The sequence below is a fragment of the Acidiphilium sp. 34-64-41 genome, from assembly GCF_002282635.1.
Taxonomy (GTDB): domain Bacteria; phylum Pseudomonadota; class Alphaproteobacteria; order Acetobacterales; family Acetobacteraceae; genus Acidiphilium; species Acidiphilium rubrum.
The window spans coordinates 42978-59359 of the sequence record NZ_NCJX01000008.1; the positions used below are offsets into that span (position 1 = coordinate 42978).

Consider the following 16382-nt stretch of genomic DNA (forward strand, 5'->3'; position numbering starts at 1 on the left):
CGCGTTGTCGCGCTCACGATCCACGATGGCATTCGACACGCTTGCGAGGGTGCTATCGCTTTATGCTGGGTTCCGGCCTATAACCGCCAGGGGCCCTGTCTGACTTGACAGGTAATGCCTGGAGCCCAACAGCCGATAATCGAATTCGATTCGGGTTCCAGCCGCCTTATGATGCCGTAACATCAGGCTGGCCCGATACGGCGCGGGTTCCCCACCCCCGCCGCCACAGAGGAACCAGCGGCCAATTATGACCGCTGGTTCTTTCTTATGGCGCGATGACTTCCCGCGCTTTGGTCGCCAGCACATCCACGCGTTCGTTCATCGCATCGCCGGCGTGGCCGCGCACCCATAGCCATTCGATGCTGTGCGGTTTCGCTGCCGTGAGCACGCGCTGCCATAATTCGTAATTCGCGACCGGATCGCCCTTGGCGTTGCGCCAGTTGCGCCGCACCCAGCCGGAATGCCAGCGGGTGATGCCGTTGCGGAGATATTCGCTGTCGGTGTGCAGCCGCACCTTGCACGGGCGTTTCAGCGATTCCAGCGCGGCAGCGGCGGCGGTCAGTTCCATCCGGTTGTTGGTGGTCGCGGGTTCGCCGCCGGATAATTCCCGCTCATGATCGCCGAATCGCAGAACCGCCGCCCAGCCACCGGCGCCTGGGTTGGGTTTGCAGCCGCCATCGGTCCAGATTTCGACCAGACGTTCGGTTTCAGAGTCCATAATCGGTCGCCGATGTGGTTTGGGTGTGAAAGCGCAGTCGGCGGTAATAGGGCATCGGGTCCTTGCGGGTCACCAGCGCGCCGTCCGGTGTGTTGATCCAGTCATACAGTCGCGTCAGCAGAAACCGCATGGCCGCCCCCGCGCTCAGCACCGGCAATGCCGCGCCTTCCTCGGCGCCGAGCGGCCGTACGCTCTGATAGCCGCGCAGCAGGGCTTGCGATTTGGTGATGTTAAAACTCAGATCGGCCTCGAAGCACCAGGCGTTCAGGCAGACCGCGATATCGTAGGCGAAAAAATCGGTTGCCGCGAAATAAAAATCGATCAGGCCGGAGATCGCGCCATCGAGGAAGAACACATTGTCCGGAAACAGATCGGCGTGGATCTGCCCGCGCGGCAAGCTCTGCGGCCATTGATCCAGAATATCATCCAGTGACGCCGCCAGCGCGCCGCCCAATCCTGGCTCGGCGCGGTCGGCGCTGTCGCCGCAGCGTTCGAGCAGCGGCCGCCAGCCGGCCGGGCCCAGCGCATTGACCCGTTCGGCCTGGTAATCCGCCCCGGCGACGTGCAGCCGCGCCAGCGCCGCGCCGAGCGGTGCGCAATGCGCGGCGGTCGGCCGGCGTGGCCAGATACCGGGCAGAAACGTGGTGATCGCGGCGATTCGCCCGGCCAGCGGATTGAGGTTGCGGCCATCGCGCGCGCGCACCGGCAGCGGGCAGGGCAGGGATTTCGCGGCGAGGTGCTCCATCAATCCCAGAAACCACGGCAGTTCCGCCGGATCGACCCGTTTTTCGTACAGCGTCAGGATAAAATCGCCCGCGGTGGTGCGCAGCGAATAATTGCTGTTCTCGACCCCCTCGGCGATGCCGCGAAACGCGACGACGCGGCCGATGTCATAGGCTTCAAGAAACCCCGCCAACGCATCGTCGGTCACTTCGGTATAGACTGCCATGGACGGTGGAGATGACCGATCGGCGATTTGATGGCAAGGGAGGCTGGACCATTCTTCAGGAGACGCTCGTGACCAGACCCGCCCATCACCTCGTTCGGCTTGCCCCGATCCTGCTCGCGACCCTCACCGTCTCGGCCTGCACCGGCAGCAAGGCGCCGGAACTCTATTGCCCGCAGGTCGCGGTGCTCCAACAGGCCAGCCGCGTCATCCTGGCCAACGCCAACAGCAACGATATCGCGGCGCAGACGCTCGATGGGCGGATTACCGGCGTGGCCGGCACATGCCACGAAGCCGGCAAGGACATGGAAACCGTGACCTTCCGCATCGGCTTCGCCGCCACCAACGGCCCGGCCTCGCGCCTTGCGGAGCAGACGCTGCCCTATTTCATCGCCATCGTGCAGGGGGATAACATCATCAGCAAGCGGGTGTTTCCGGTCAGCTTCGACTTCAAGAACGGCGCCGATCAGGCGATTGCCAGCACGACGCCGATCACTTTGAAATTCCCGCGCGCGCCGCGCAGCGCGCATCAGCAGGTGCTGGTCGGATTCCAGATGAACCAAGCGGAGCTCGATCGCACCGGCGAGCCGGCCGCCGCACCATGAGCGAGACCGCCGATCGGGCGATCGCGGTGATGCCCTATCACGCGGGCATGGAGTATTTAGACTGTCTGAGCCGGCTGCACGACGTGCTGGAGCCTGCGCGCTACCTCGAAATCGGCGTCTGGCGCGGCGAGTCGCTCGCATTGTCGCGCGCCGCCAGCATCGGCGTCGATCCGCATTTCCTGATCGATCGCAACATCATGGACGGCAAACCTTCCTGCCATCTGTTCCAGACCGGCAGCGACGCGTTTTTCGCGACCGAGGACCCGATCGAGCGGCTCGGCGGCCCGGTCGACCTCGCCTTCCTCGATGGAATGCATAATTTCGAGTTCCTGCTGCGCGACTTCGCCAACACCGAACGGGTCTGCCACCCCGGCAGCGCGATCGTGCTGCACGACTGCCTGCCGATCGACCCGCGCATCACCCATCGCGAGCAGAACGAACACCACCGGGTCGATGCCGTCGTGCCCGGCTGGTGGGCGGGCGACGTCTGGAAAGTGCCGGTCCTGCTCAAGCGCTTCCGCCCGGACCTTACCATGATCGCCTTCGATGCGCCGCCGACCGGGCTGATCGTGATCACCGGGCTCGATCCCGCCAACGGCAGCCTGAACGAGCACTATCAGACCATGGTCGATGCGATGATGGCGGTCGATCTCGCAAGCTACGGCACCGCGCGCCTGTTCGACCTGCTGGCGCCGCATCCGACCCGTCTGCTCGACGACCCGGCCGCCCTGCGCGCCGCCCTGTTTCCCGGTGCGCGCCGATGAGTGGCGCCGCCTTGATCACCGGCGGCGCCAAGCGCATTGGTGCGGCGATCACCCGCGCCATCGCGGGCGGGGGCACGCCCGTGGTCATCCATTACCGCAGTGCTGCCGATGAAGCCGAGGCGCTGGCCCGCGCCATTACCGATGCCGGCGGCGCCGCTTACACGATCGGCGCCGATCTGGCGGATAACGCGGCGGTCGGCAGCCTGATCGCACGGGCCGAAGCGCTTGCCGGCCCGATCGATGTGCTGGTCAACAACGCCTCGCATTTCATCTTCGATCAGGCCGCCACCGTCACGTCAGACTCGATTGCGGCGCATATCGCCCCCAACCTCACCGCGCCCGTGATCCTCGCCTGAATCCGGATTTCTTTGCATACACGCTCTCGAAAGCCGCTCTGGCGGCAGCGACTGAAATGCTGGCAATGGCGCTGGCGCCGCGCATTCGCGTCTGCGGCATCTCGCCGGGCCTGACCATGATCGGTGCCAAACAGAGCCCGGAGAATTTCGCGCGCGGCCAGCAAGCGACACCGTTGCAACATGGCTCGGCACCGGAGGACATCGCCCGGGCGGTCATGTTCATTATCGAAACGCCATCGATCACCGGCACGACCCTGCTGGTCGATGCCGGCGAGCATCTGATGCGAAGGCAGCGCGATGTCTCGTTCAACGCGGCCTGATCCGGCCGGATGGTCAGCGCCGTGTCAGGGTCCGGATCAGCCGTGCCAGCGGCAGCACGATGCGGATCGCGCGCGGCCCGTCCGGCCAGGCAAGGCTTGCCGCCACCGCCGGCAGCCGGGCTGCCGCGATGGTCAGGTCAGCGACCGTATCGCGCAGTGCCGCAATTTCCTGCTCACGCGCTGCGATCAGCGCGGTGCTCGCCGTCAGGCGCGCTGCCTGATCCGCGATGATGCCGCGCAGACCTTCAAGTTGGCGATGCTGCGCTTCGATGATTGCCACCTGATCGCCCAGCATATCGGTCTGCGTCGCAATCGCCTGATCACGCGCGGCAATCGCGCCGTCGCGCGCCGCGACCGCCTGTTCCAGTACCGCAATCCTGACCTGCCGATCGACCACCATCCGCCGCAGCAGCTGGTCCAGCCCGACAGGCCGCACGTCCGCCTGTTCCATAAGAACAGTCTACACGGTTGTGGTCTTTGATGAAATCACAGCTTCTGATCGATGCGCGCTGTCTGCAACGGCCCGATTTCGCGCGGCGCGGCATAGGCGTGCATCTGGGCACGATGCTCGCCGCACCGCAGGCCGCAGACTTCGCGATCACTTTGCTGTTCGACCCCGCCCTGCCGCCGCCCGACCCGGATCTTGCGATGCTCGGCGAGGCCGCGACCATGACCGCCTATGCCGCCAGCCGCACGCCGGGTGTTTTTCTGCAACCCGCGCCGCTCTCCCTGCCGCCTGGCCGCATCGCCCGCCTGCTGCAAACTACCGCCCGCCGCAGCATCGCCATCGTGCTGGATTTCATCCCCCACGATGATCCCGCGACATATCTGACCACGCCGCACTCCCGTCGCGCCTACGCCGCCCAGTGCGCCGCCCTGCGCCGTTACGATCATTTCCTGCCGATTTCGCACGCCACCGAGCGCCGCCTGCACCAGCTCGTCCCGGCCAGTATCGGCCATAGCGAGGTCACCGGTGTCGCGATCCGGCCCGGCCTGATCCGCGCCGGCGCCGCCCCGCCGTTCACCGCCCGCGCCGGCATTCTGGTGGTCAGCGGCGATGATCCCCGCAAAAACCCTGCCATCGCCATCCGCGCCGCGGTGGGTGTCACGATCAGTTTCGTCGGCATCCACGATCCCGGTGCGCGCTCCAACCTCGCCACGCTGCACGCGGAAGCCGGCGGCGATCCAGACAATTTGATCTTCCTGCCGCAGCTGACCGATGCCGAACTGGCCGCGGCCTACGCCGCCGCCCGCCTGGTCATCGCACCCTCGCGGGCGGAGGGCTTTTCGATGCCGGTGATCGAGGCGATCGCCCAGGGCACGCCGGTGCTCGCGGCCGACGAACCGGCGCAGGCCGAATTGCTCGATCCGGCGTTCCGGTTTCCGCCGGACGATACCAAAACCCTGCGCGAAAAAGCGGCACTCCTGCTCGCCGACCCCGCGCGCTGGCAGGAGGCGCAGATGCGCCAGACCGGCATCGCCGATGCCTTCACAGCCGCGGCCGTCGCCGCGCGCTTCTGGGCGCCGATCGAGGCGTTGGCGAACGCCGTCGTCACATCCCCCGCCATCATGGCCCATGTGCTACCCCGCATCGCGTTCCTGTCACCGCTGCCGCCCGCGACCTCGGGCTGCGCCGACCACTCCGCCAGCCTGCTCGCCGCACTCCGCCCGCTGGCCACCATCACCGCCTTCAGCGACACGCGCCAACCCAGCCTGCCGCCCGGCATTGCCTTCGGCGGCGCGGCCGATGCCAATGTCATGCGATCCGCCCGGTTCGATGCGATCATCACGGTGCTCGGCAATTCCTCTTTTCACGTCACGGAGACGAAACTCCTGCTCGATTACGGTGCCGCCGCCATCCTGCACGATGCCCGCCTGATCGAATTCTACCGCGATCTGCTGGGCGATGCCCGGGCGCTCGGCGTCGCCGCGGCTGAAATCGGTGCGGATGTCAGCCTCGCCGATCTCGATTCCTGGAGCCGCGACGAAGCGACCATGCCACTGCGCTTTCTCGGCGAAGTCGCCTCCGCCGCCACGCCGCTGATCGTGCACGCGCGGGCTAGCGCCGATTTCATCGCCGCGCGCCACGGCATCGTGTCACAATTCCTGCCCTTCGCGCCTTACCGCGTGCCCGATCCGGCCAGCCTCACCCCGGCCGCGCGCGCCGCCGCGCGCGCCCGCCTCGGCATTGCGGCCGATCAAACCCTGATCGCGAGTTTCGGCCATGTCCACGCCGGTAAGGACCCGGAGACGACGATCGCGGCGTTCGGCCGGCTGGCACCCAGCCGCGCCTGCCGCTTCGCGATGGTTGGCGGCGGCAACCCCAGCTTGATCGCCGAGTTGCGGGCCACCGCAACCGCCCTCGGCATCGCGCCCGAAACCCTCGATCTCGATGCGGCACAGGTGCCCGAATCGCGCTACCGCGACTATCTCGCCGCCGCCGATGTCGCGGTCCAGCTCCGCCGCGCCCCGCCCGGCAGCATTTCGGGCGCGGTGGCCGATGTGATTGCCGCCGGTCTGCCCTGCGTCGCCGCCGCGACACTGGTCGCCGCGCTGGAACCGCCTTCCTATGTGACCGCAATTGCCGATGACGCAGCACCGGCCACGATCGCCGCCGCCATCGCCACGGCGCTCGATCAGGGGCGCGAGCATATCGCCGCCCTGCGCGCCGAATTCATGGCGCAGAGGAGCATGGCCCGCTATGCCCAGTCGGTGCTCGATGCCGTCCTGGCGTAAGGTCAAGCAAGCCCTGCTTTTTTTGACAAAAAGGCAGCAAAAAGACTTCACTCCCATTGAGCCCATGCCCGCGAAACCACCCCCGACCCAGATAAATAAAAGTTTTTTGCTGCTTTTTTTCAAAAAAGCAGTGCTCGCCTTCCCTTACTTCATCTCCAAGATCCCCCGCTTGTCTCACGCGGACTCTCGTCCTATTTCCATTGCCATGACCGAAGAAAATCCGCCCCAAACCGCCTCATCCGAAACCGATCCCAGCGTCACGGCATCGGATGCCGCCGCGCCGGAAACAGAGTCGCCCGAGGCGCGCATCGCCGCACTCGAAGCCGAGGTCGCCGATTATCGCGACAAATGGGTGCGCGCGCAGGCCGATATGGAAAATCTGCGCACCCGCACCCGGCGCGACGTCGATGACGCGCGGCAGTACGCGGTGCAGAAATTCGCGGCCGACGTTGCCGAGACCGCCGAAAACCTGCGCCGCGGGCTCGACACGCTACCGCCGCCGGCCCCTGATGAATCGCCGTTGTTGACCAAGATGCGCGATGGCTTCGCCGGCGTGGAGCGCAGCTTCGTTGCAATGCTGGAGCGCAACGGCGTCAAGGCCGAGGAGCCGGTCGGCAGCGCGTTCGATGCCAACCGCCATCAGGCGATGTCCGAGCAGGAAACCACCGACGCGCCGCCCGGCACCATCATCCAGTCCTGGAGCCGGACCTGGATGCTGAACGGCCGGTTGTTGAAACCCGCCATGGTCGTGGTGGCGAAGGCGCCGATATCGCAGCCGCCGGTGTCCCAGCCGCTCGATATCGAGGCTTAAGCCCGCCTTAACCATCGCCGGATAAATTAATCTGGCTCGTGACGAAAACCCTTGTGCCCTGGGGTTCGGTTCAATACATGAAGGGTGTGAAACAAAAGGGATGCGCCCGATGCTTCGGGTCCGGCACATCCGCTGCAAAGGAGAAGTTTCTATGAGCAAGGTCATCGGTATCGACCTCGGTACCACCAATTCCTGCGTCGCGGTCATGGAGGGCAAGGATGTCCGCGTGATCGAGAACGCCGAAGGCGCGCGCACCACGCCGTCGATGGTCGCGTTCGCCGAGAACGGCGAGCGTCTGATCGGCCAGTCGGCCAAGCGCCAGGCGGTCACCAACCCAACCAACACGCTGTACGCGGTCAAGCGCCTGATCGGCCGCCGCTACGACGACCCCACGGTCGCCAAGGACAAGGATCTGGTGCCCTACGGCATCGTGCGCGGCGACAATGGCGATGCCTGGGTGGAAGCGCGCGGCCAGCGTTACGCGCCGAGCCAGGTGTCGTCCTACATCCTGACCAAAATGAAAGAGACCGCCGAAGCCTATCTCGGCGAAACCGTGACCGAGGCGGTCATCACCGTTCCGGCCTATTTCAACGACGCGCAGCGGCAGGCGACCAAGGACGCCGGCAAGATCGCCGGTCTCGACGTGCTGCGCATCATCAACGAACCGACTGCCGCGGCTCTGGCTTACGGCATGGATAAAAAGCAGGCCGGCACCGTCGCGGTGTACGATCTGGGCGGTGGCACGTTCGACGTCTCGGTGCTCGAACTGGGCGACGGCGTGTTCGAAGTGAAATCCACCAATGGTGATACGTTCCTCGGCGGTGAAGATTTCGACCAGCGCGTGATCGATTACTTGGCGGCCGAGTTCCAGCGCGAACAGGGTATCGACCTGCGCAAGGACAAGCTCGCCCTCCAGCGCCTGAAGGAAGCCGCCGAAAAGGCCAAGATCGAGCTGTCCTCCTCGAAGGAAACCGAGATCAATCTGCCCTTCATCACCGCCGACGCCTCCGGGCCGAAGCATCTGGTGATGAAACTGACCCGTGCGAAGCTGGAATCGCTGGTCGATGATCTGATCGAGCGCACCCTCGGCCCGTGCCGCGCCGCGTTGAAGGATGCCGGTGTCACCGCCGGTGAAATCGACGAGGTCATCCTGGTCGGCGGCATGACGCGCATGCCCAAGGTGATCGAGGCGGTCAAAGCCTTTTTCGGCAAGGACCCGGCGCGCAACGTCAACCCCGATGAAGTCGTCGCGATCGGCGCCGGCATTCAGGGTGCGGTGCTCAAGGGCGACGTTAAGGACGTGCTGCTGCTCGATGTCACGCCGCTGTCGCTCGGCATCGAAACCCTCGGCGGCGTGTTCACCCGGTTGATCGACCGCAACACCACCATCCCGACCAAGAAGAGCCAGACCTTCTCGACCGCGGACGACAACCAGACCGCCGTGACCATCAAGGTGTTCCAGGGCGAGCGCGAAATGGCGGTGGACAATAAAATCCTCGGCCAGTTCGACCTGATGGGCCTGCCGCCCGCCCCGCGCGGCGTGCCGCAGATCGAGGTGACGTTCGATATCGACGCCAACGGCATCGTGTCGGTCTCCGCCAAGGACAAGGCGACCGGCAAGGAGCAGCAGATCCGCATCCAGGCCTCGGGTGGTCTGTCGGATGCCGATATCGAAAAGATGGTGAAGGACGCCGAAGCCAACGCCGCGACCGACAAGGCCAAGCGCGAACTGGTCGATGCCCGCAATCAGGCGGATAGCCTGGTGCACCAGACTGAAAAGACCTTGAAGGACAGCGAAGGCAAGGTCTCCGAGCAGGACAAGGGCGAAGCCGAAGCCGCGATGGCGGCGGCGCGCACCGCACTTGAAGGCAGCGACCTCGAAGCGATCAAGGCCGCGACCGATCGCTTGACCCAGGTCGCGATGCGGATCGGCGAGGCGATGTACAAGGCCCAGGCCGAAGCCGCCCAGGCGGCGGGTGCCGCCGGTGCCGCGCCGGGTGCCGAGGCACCGGGCAGCAAGCCCGGTGACAAGGTGGTCGATGCCGAGTTCGAAGATGTCGACGACAAAAAGAAGTCCGCATGATCGCGCGACGCGCATAAATTGAGTGCCCGGTCCCGGACCAGCGATGGTCCGGGACCGTTCTTGTTCAAACAGGTCGTCGTTCGATCGAATTTCGGGGTTGAGCCGCCATCATGGCCAAGACGGATTATTACGAACTTCTCGGCGCACAGCGTGGTGCGTCCGCCGATGAACTAAAGAAATCCTATCGAAAACTCGCGATGCAATATCACCCGGACCGCAACCCGGGCGACAAATCCGCCGAGCAGAAATTCAAGGATATCAACGAAGCGTACGATGTTCTTAAGGACGAACAGAAACGCGCCGCCTATGACCGGTTCGGCCATGCCGCGTTTGAAAACGGCGGCGCCGGTGCTGGCGGGTTCGGCGGTGGCGGCTTCGGGTTCGAGGGCGGCATCGGCGATATTTTCGAACAAATGTTCGGTGAGGCGATGGGCGGCCGGCGCGGCGGTGGCCGCTCCGAGCGCGCCGGAGCGGATATCAGGGCCGGCGTCGAGATCGACCTGACCCAGGCGTTCGCGGGCACCAAGGTCGATGTGCGGGTGCCGACCCGCGTCACCTGCGATGCCTGTAGCGGGACCGGTTCGGCCGATAAACAGGCGAGCGCCGATAATTGCCCCACCTGCGGCGGGGCCGGCCGTGTGCGCGCGCAGCAGGGATTCTTCGTCGTCGAACGCACCTGTCCCACCTGTGGTGGTGCTGGGCGCACGATTCGCAACCCTTGCCGCATCTGCGCCGGCGCCGGCACCGTGCCGCGCGAGCGCAACCTGTCGGTCGCAATTCCCGCCGGCGTCGAGGATGGCACGCGCATCCGCCTGTCCGGCGAAGGCGAAGCTGGCGGCAAGGGCGCACCGGCGGGCGATCTCTATGTCCATGTCGCGATCCGCGCGCACCCGATTTTCCAGCGCGACGGGGCAAACGTGTTCTGCCGCGTGCCGCTGCGGATGGGCCAGGCCTCGCTCGGCGGCGAAATCGAAGTCCCCGCGATCGATGGCACCAGGGCGCGCGTCAAAATCCCGGCCGGAACCCAAACCGGCGATCAGTTCCGCCTGCGCGGCAAGGGGTTTTCGGTGCTGCGCAGCACCCAGCGCGGCGACATGTATATTCAGGTCGCGGTCGAAACGCCGCAGAACCTGACCAAGCGCCAGCGCGAACTGCTCGAGGAATTTGAACGGGAATCCGGCGGCAGCGCATCGGGCAGCCCGGAGCACGAGGGGTTTTTCGCCAAGGTCAAGGAATTCTTCGAGGGTCTATGACCGGGACCGGTTCGGTTAATTAAGATAATAGAGTGTAACAAGCCGTTGATTGTCGTCGATCAAGCTGTAATTGAAACCCGTTCGACCAACACGCTCAGGACGCCAGATATGAAACCCATGCTCGCAGTTTCCGTGGCCGCCGTCGCCGTGATCGGCCTGGCCGGTTGCACCGTCGCCCCGCCAAGCGCGCCCACCGTGGTCGCCATGCCCGGGCCGGGCGTGACGTTTAACACGTTCCAGCAGGACGATAATTACTGCCGCTACTACGCCAGCCAGCGCAGCCAGGCGGGCGGTTCGGCGGCGGCGGCCAGCCAGTCCTCGACCAACACGGCCGTCGGCGGTACCTTGCTCGGCGCGGCTGCGGGCGCATTGCTCGGCGCGGCGGGCGGCAATGCCGGCGTGGGTGCGGCGATCGGCGCGGGCTCGGGCCTGTTGCTCGGCAGCGCGGCCGGTGGCGGCAACGCCCAGGGTGCCGCCGATTCCATCCAGGCGCAGTATAACGTTGCCTACGCCCAGTGTATGGTCGGCCATGGCAACAAGATGGAAGGTTATGCGGGCGGTTCGGGCCCCTCTTACAACTACGGCGCACCCGGCTATGCGCCTCCCGGCTATTACCCGGCACCGGGTTACTGACCCGGCACCCGGCTTCGGGCCGGGTATCGGTGTTGCCGACCATGGGATGACGCGGCGGCGGCTGGATCAGGATGACTGGTTCATCCCGCTGCCGGTCTCCCTGCTGTTTCACGTCGCTGTCATTCTGCTGCTGCTCTATGCGGTCCATCGGCAGAAGCTGATCTCACCCTCGCCGCAATCGAGCATCGCCGTCGTGTTCCAGAACACCGGCCTGCCGCACAGCGCTGCCCATAACGCCGCCCCTAAAGCCGTCGTCAAAGCCCCTCCCACGATGACGACGCTGCCGCCTCCGCCACCGCCCGAGGCCGCGCCGCCCACCGCGCAGACCGAGGTTAACCTCAGTTCGCCCGATGCGGTGCCGTTCACCATGCCGAAGGAAATCATCCCCGCGCCGCCGCCGAAACAGGCGGCGGTCGCGCATCACGCCCCGCCTGCGCCGCGGCAGCATTTCATGGTGCTCAACGGCATGTCGTTCGGTAAACACCCGACCACCATCCTCAACCATGCCCCCGGCGCGCTCAACCTCGCGCCACCGCAATCGGACGATGCGCGCAACGCCCCCTCGATCACGTTCCGCGGCAACGCCGGGCCGGACTGGGAAAGCGCGTTCAATAAATGGGTGAACGAGCACAAATATTACCCGCAATCCGCCGCCGATCAGGGCGAATCGGGCAGCGTGACGGTTGGCTTCACCGTCCTGCCGAACGGCAAGGTGATCGATCTGCACCTGATCAAGCGCTCCGGCGCGCCCCTGCTCGACATGGCGTGGTACGGTCTGTTCCGCGATGTGAAAGTCCCGCCGTTCCCCGCCGGCTCGACCGCCAAGCGGGAAGAGGTGATCGCGACGATTCATTACATCCTGATCCACTGACCGGCCGGTTGGCTGAACCATCGCGCACGCAGCGCAGCAGAAATGCGCCGCAACCCTTGCCGGAAGCCGCCGCTGCCGATAGTAGGGATCGCCAAGGTTCGCAAACCGATAAGGATGCACCATGGCTCCCTCTGATCTGAATATTTCATCCAGCGGCAACGGCCGCATCACCGAGGCTTACGCATTCGACGATGTGTTGCTCGTACCCGGCTATTCCGAAGTCCTGCCGGCTGCGGTCAATACCGAAACAAGGCTGACCCGCACGATTCGCCTGAATATCCCGCTGATCTCAGCGGCGATGGACACGGTGACCGAAGGTGCCATGGCGATCGCCATGGCCCAGCAGGGCGGCATCGGCGTGGTGCACAAAAACCTCACCATCGAGGAACAGGCCGCCGCCGTCCGCCAGGTGAAAAAATTCGAGAGCGGGATGGTGGTCAATCCGCTGACCATCCACCCTGACCAGACCCTCGCCGAGGCGCAGGCGCTGATGGCGCAGTACCGCATCTCCGGCGTGCCGGTTGTCGAGCGCGATACCAACCGCCTGGTGGGGATTCTGACCCATCGCGATGTCCGCTTCGCGACCGATCCGTCTTCGCGCGTCTACGAACTCATGACGCGCGAAAATCTGGTCACCGCCCCGGCCGATGTCGCGCCCGAAATGGCGCGCCACCTGCTCCATAAGCACCGGATCGAAAAACTCCTGGTGGTCGATGATGCCTATCGCTGCGTCGGCTTGATCACCGTGAAGGATATGGACAAGGCCGAAGCCCATCCGCTCGCCAACAAGGACGAATTCGGCCGCTTGCGCGTCGCCGCCGCCACCGGTGTCGGCGAGGATGGTGCTGCCCGCGCTACCGCCCTGATGGCCGCCGGCGTCGATGTCATTGTGGTCGATACCGCCCACGGCCATTCGGAAGGCGTGTTGCGCGCGGTCGCCCAGATCAAGGAACGCTCCAACGCGGTGCAGATCATCGCCGGCAACGTCGCCACCCCGCAGGCCGCCGCCGCCCTGATCCGCGCCGGTGCGGACGCCATTAAAATCGGCATCGGCCCAGGCAGCATCTGCACCACCCGCGTGGTCGCCGGCGTCGGCGTGCCGCAATTCTCCGCCGTAATGGAAACCTCTGCCGCCTGCCGCGAGGCCGGGGTGCCCGCCATCGCCGATGGCGGCGTCCGCACCTCGGGCGACATGGTGAAGGCGCTCGCCGCCGGTGCCGATTGCGTCATGGTCGGCTCGCTGCTCGCCGGCACCGATGAAGCGCCCGGCGAAGTGTTCCTCTACCAGGGCCGCTCCTATAAATCCTATCGCGGCATGGGCAGCCTGGGGGCGATGGCGCGCGGCTCGGCCGATCGCTACTTCCAGCAGGATATCAAGGACACGCTGAAACTGGTGCCCGAAGGCATCGAGGGTCGGGTGGGCTACAAAGGCCCGATGGCCGCCGTGGTGCACCAATTGGTCGGCGGTCTGCGCGCCGGCATGGGCTACACCGGTTGCGCCACTGTCGCGGAACTGCAGACCAAGGCGAAGTTCCGCCGCATCACTGGGGCCGGCCTGCGCGAGAGCCATGTGCATGATGTGGCGATTACGCGGGAGGCGCCGAATTATCGGCAGGATTGAGATTGTGATAGGGGGAGAGGAAGACTTCTTTTTTGTAAAAAAGAAGCAAAAAACTTTTATTGATTTGGGCCACGGGTGGTTTCACCGGTATGGACCAATGGAAGAGACGTTTTTTTGCTTCTTTTTTTACAAAAAAAGAAGTGCTTCCTTCCTCCCCACCCAAAGGACCCCAGCTTGACCCCCGCCGGACGCCTACAAGCCGCGATCGAACTGCTCGAGGCGATCGAATCCGATCGCCGCCCGGCCGACGCCGTCGCCAATGAATTCCTCCGCACCCGCCGCTTCATCGGCGGCGGCGACCGGCGCGATATCAGCGAGACCGTCTGGGGCGTGCTGCGCGCCCGCCGCCGCCTCGGCTGGTGGATCGAGCGCGTCGGTGCGGCGCCGACGCCGCGGCTGATGGTGCTGGCGCTGATGGTGCTCGGCGGCATCACGGTGCATCGGGCCGCCGCCGAATTCGGCGGCTCGCGCTTCGCCCCGCCCGCGCTCGATGACGAGGAACGCCGCGCGCTGGAAAAACTCGACAAACACACGCTCGACCACCCGAATATGACCGAGGGCATCCGCCTGGAGATGCCTGATTTCGTGGTCCCGCTCCTGCGCGCCCGCTTCGGTGATCGGCTGGAAGCCGAATCCGATGCGCTGATGCAGCCGGCTCCGCTCGACATGCGGGTGAATTTGCTGAAGACCACCCGCGAGGAAGCGATCGGCCTGCTCGCCAAGGCGAAGCTGAAGGCCGAACCGACCAAGCTCAGCCCGTGGGGCGTCCGACTTGCGGCCCGGCAGAGCGTGACCACCGCCGCGCCGTTTCGAGATGGTCTGGTCGAAATCCAGGACGAGGGCAGCCAACTCGTCGCCCTGCTCGCCGATGCCAAGCCAGGCATGCGCGTCGCGGATTATTGTGCGGGCGCCGGCGGCAAAACCCTTGCGCTTGCCATGACCATGGAAAACAAGGGCCATATCGTCGCCTGCGACGTTTCCAGCCCGAGGCTCGATGGCGCGATCAAGCGCCTGCGCCGCGCCGGGGTGCATAACGCCGAGCGCCATTTGCTTGAGCCCGGTGATAAATGGACCAAGCGCCAGGCTGGCAAATTCGATGTCGTTCTGGTCGATGCGCCCTGCACCGGTACTGGCACGTGGCGCCGCAACCCGGATGCGCGGCTGCGTCTGACCGAAACCGATCTTGCGGAACTCACGGTCAAACAGGCCAAGATCCTCGATGAGGCGCAGCGTCTGGTCAAACCAGGCGGCGCGCTTATTTATGCGACATGTTCGATGCTCGCCGCCGAAAATGAGGATCAGATCACCGCGTTTTTGCGCCGCCAGCCGGGTTTTCGGGTGATGCCGGTGGGCGAGGCATTTCCTGGATATCTGCGCGGCGATTATCTGCGCCTCTCGCCCGCTCGTGACGGCACGGATGGTTTTTTTGCCTGCCGGATGGAGCGTTCCGCCGCGGCTGCGGCATGATCAGGCCGGCGGATTCGGCGGGCATTGGCGCGGTTCACGTCGCGAGCTGGCGCAGTACCTATGCCGGTGTGCTGCCGGAACCGGTGCTCACCGGTCTGTCGGCGCCGCGTCAGGCGGGTTATTATGATCGGGTGATTCGCAGCGGCGGTGTGGTGCATGTCGCGGTCGCGTCCGGCTCGGATGTCGGGCCGGAAGGGAACGTGCGAGTGGTCGGTTTTGTCACCGCCCGCCGCCGTCGCGCCGCTCTGGCGGATGGTGAGGTCGAGACGCTTTATGTGCTCGATGATTTTCGCGAGCGCGGGCTTGGCCGTCAGCTGATGCGCGCCGCCGCGGCGCATCTGGCCGCGAAATCGTGCACTTCGTTGTTCGTCTGGGTGCTTTCGGACAATCCGGCGCGGTGGTTTTATACAAGAATGGGTGGCAAACACGCGGCCGATGGGACGATCGATGTTGGCGGCACGCAGGTTGCCCAGACCGCGTACCGGTGGGAGCCGATCGACGCGCTGGTTGATTGAGGGGTGGGTGCGACGTCTGCTATTTCGTTTCGAAATAGCAAAATAGCTGTGGTCAGGCTGCGGCGGCGAGGCTTGATTTTTGTCGGTTCCAGTCCGGGGTTGTCGCCGCAGCCTGGGCTAGGGGCAGGATGATGGGTACCGCGCGGGGCGGTTGTGCGCGTTCGACCTGGATCGGTTCGGCCGGGGCTGTGGTTGGGATGGCGAGGATGGCGGGGCGTTCGATGCCGAGGGCTTCGAAGAGGGGGCGGAGGATGCGGCCGATGGCGGGGTTGGTTTCGATCAGCTCGGCCATGGTGGGGTCGGCGAGCAGGTCGCGGAGTTGTTGGGCGGGGTAGGTGACGGCGGCGGGCATATCGTGCGTGCCGGGGAAAACGCGGGGGAGCCAGCCGAAGCCATCCGGCAGGGAGGGGCGTTTGGTGCGGTTGGGTTTGGCGGGCGTGAGGCGCTTCCGGCTTGGGGTGGGGCCGCGCAATACAGCGCGCGCGAAGCGGGCGGCGATGCCGGTGAGGCGCTGCCAGATGGCGATGATTTTGGCCCCCGGAAGGTGTTGCGCGTGGCCCTGGTTGACGGTGATTTCGGCCAGTATCGCCATGATGAGGGCGAAGCGGTCGAGCAGTGAGATCGTCAGAGGGGTTGGGGCGGTGCGCACCAGGGGAGATAAGCATGGTGGGCGGGGGGTGAGA

Annotated in this window: 17 protein-coding genes; 13 read left to right on the forward strand and 4 right to left on the reverse strand. The window is 65.4% G+C overall.

All coding sequences use genetic code 11. The features are described from left to right. Nucleotides 1-265: 265 nt before the first annotated feature. Together rnhA and B7X49_RS02525 are read right to left on the reverse strand one after the other, a co-directional pair. Complete coding sequence (gene rnhA, locus B7X49_RS02520; RefSeq protein WP_286703749.1) at nucleotides 266-718, reverse strand: ribonuclease HI; 453 nt, start codon at nucleotides 716-718, stop codon at nucleotides 266-268. Then, nucleotides 708-1667, reverse strand: coding sequence for a homoserine kinase (locus tag B7X49_RS02525; protein ID WP_286703750.1), 960 nt, complete (start codon nucleotides 1665-1667; stop codon nucleotides 708-710). Before B7X49_RS02525 ends, rnhA begins: the two co-directional genes overlap by 11 nt. Before the next feature lie 68 nt (nucleotides 1668-1735). On the opposite strand from B7X49_RS02525, the gene B7X49_RS02530 reads away from it, so the two are divergent. The 4 genes from B7X49_RS02530 to B7X49_RS02545 are packed head-to-tail and all read left to right on the forward strand — an operon-like array spanning nucleotide 1736 to nucleotide 3709. Further along, entirely contained in the window at nucleotides 1736-2269 is a 534-nt protein-coding gene (locus tag B7X49_RS02530; RefSeq protein WP_286703751.1) for a hypothetical protein, read from the forward strand. Then, nucleotides 2266-3033: a class I SAM-dependent methyltransferase gene (locus tag B7X49_RS02535; protein ID WP_286703752.1), complete on the forward strand. Its 768-nt coding sequence runs from the start codon at nucleotides 2266-2268 to the stop codon at nucleotides 3031-3033. The genes B7X49_RS02530 and B7X49_RS02535 overlap by 4 nt, the downstream gene beginning before the upstream one ends. Continuing rightward, nucleotides 3030-3389: an SDR family NAD(P)-dependent oxidoreductase gene (locus B7X49_RS02540; protein WP_286838173.1), complete on the forward strand. Its 360-nt coding sequence runs from the start codon at nucleotides 3030-3032 to the stop codon at nucleotides 3387-3389. The genes B7X49_RS02535 and B7X49_RS02540 overlap by 4 nt, the downstream gene beginning before the upstream one ends. Nucleotides 3390-3445: 56 nt before the next feature. Continuing rightward, entirely contained in the window at nucleotides 3446-3709 is a 264-nt protein-coding gene (locus B7X49_RS02545) for an SDR family oxidoreductase (RefSeq protein WP_286838176.1), read from the forward strand. A 13-nt stretch (nucleotides 3710-3722) separates the two neighbouring features. Here the strand turns inward: B7X49_RS02545 and B7X49_RS02550 are convergent, their stop codons facing one another. Next, nucleotides 3723-4160 carry a hypothetical protein gene (locus tag B7X49_RS02550; protein ID WP_286703754.1) on the reverse strand — a complete coding sequence of 146 codons (438 nt, stop codon included), beginning with the start codon at nucleotides 4158-4160 and terminating at the stop codon, nucleotides 3723-3725. A 29-nt stretch (nucleotides 4161-4189) separates the two neighbouring features. Here B7X49_RS02550 and B7X49_RS02555 point away from each other — a divergent pair, with 29 nt between their 5' ends. The 9 genes from B7X49_RS02555 (at nucleotide 4190) to B7X49_RS02595 (ending at nucleotide 15699) form a co-directional block, all read left to right on the forward strand. Beyond that, nucleotides 4190-6445 carry a glycosyltransferase gene (locus B7X49_RS02555; protein WP_286703755.1) on the forward strand — a complete coding sequence of 752 codons (2256 nt, stop codon included), beginning with the start codon at nucleotides 4190-4192 and terminating at the stop codon, nucleotides 6443-6445. Between the two features lie 205 nt (nucleotides 6446-6650). Beyond that, nucleotides 6651-7256 carry a nucleotide exchange factor GrpE gene (locus B7X49_RS02560; protein ID WP_286703756.1) on the forward strand — a complete coding sequence of 202 codons (606 nt, stop codon included), beginning with the start codon at nucleotides 6651-6653 and terminating at the stop codon, nucleotides 7254-7256. A 151-nt stretch (nucleotides 7257-7407) separates the two neighbouring features. Then, entirely contained in the window at nucleotides 7408-9339 is a 1932-nt protein-coding gene (gene dnaK, locus B7X49_RS02565; RefSeq protein ID WP_029312204.1) for a molecular chaperone DnaK, read from the forward strand. A gap of 107 nt (nucleotides 9340-9446) precedes the next feature. Then, on the forward strand, nucleotides 9447-10592 hold the full coding sequence (gene dnaJ / locus B7X49_RS02570; protein WP_408734952.1) for a molecular chaperone DnaJ: 1146 nt from the start codon (nucleotides 9447-9449) through the stop codon (nucleotides 10590-10592). A gap of 117 nt (nucleotides 10593-10709) precedes the next feature. Continuing rightward, nucleotides 10710-11225: a glycine zipper family protein gene (locus tag B7X49_RS02575; RefSeq protein WP_286703757.1), complete on the forward strand. Its 516-nt coding sequence runs from the start codon at nucleotides 10710-10712 to the stop codon at nucleotides 11223-11225. Beyond that, complete coding sequence (locus tag B7X49_RS02580; protein WP_286703758.1) at nucleotides 11188-12096, forward strand: energy transducer TonB; 909 nt, start codon at nucleotides 11188-11190, stop codon at nucleotides 12094-12096. Before B7X49_RS02575 ends, B7X49_RS02580 begins: the two co-directional genes overlap by 38 nt. A 121-nt stretch (nucleotides 12097-12217) precedes the next feature. After that, a complete protein-coding gene (guaB, locus tag B7X49_RS02585; protein WP_286703759.1) occupies nucleotides 12218-13717 on the forward strand; it encodes an IMP dehydrogenase in 1500 nt (499 codons plus the stop codon). Nucleotides 13718-13891: 174 nt separating this feature from the next. Further along, nucleotides 13892-15184: an RsmB/NOP family class I SAM-dependent RNA methyltransferase gene (locus tag B7X49_RS02590; RefSeq protein WP_286703760.1), complete on the forward strand. Its 1293-nt coding sequence runs from the start codon at nucleotides 13892-13894 to the stop codon at nucleotides 15182-15184. Then, nucleotides 15181-15699 (forward strand): GNAT family N-acetyltransferase, encoded by a 519-nt coding sequence (locus B7X49_RS02595; RefSeq protein WP_286838184.1) that lies wholly within the window; start codon nucleotides 15181-15183, stop codon nucleotides 15697-15699. Before B7X49_RS02590 ends, B7X49_RS02595 begins: the two co-directional genes overlap by 4 nt. Before the next feature lie 52 nt (nucleotides 15700-15751). On the opposite strand, the gene B7X49_RS02600 is transcribed toward B7X49_RS02595, so the two are convergent. Continuing rightward, nucleotides 15752-16382, reverse strand: a 631-nt coding sequence (locus B7X49_RS02600) for a hypothetical protein (RefSeq protein ID WP_286838187.1), incomplete at its 5' end; no start/stop codon positions are given.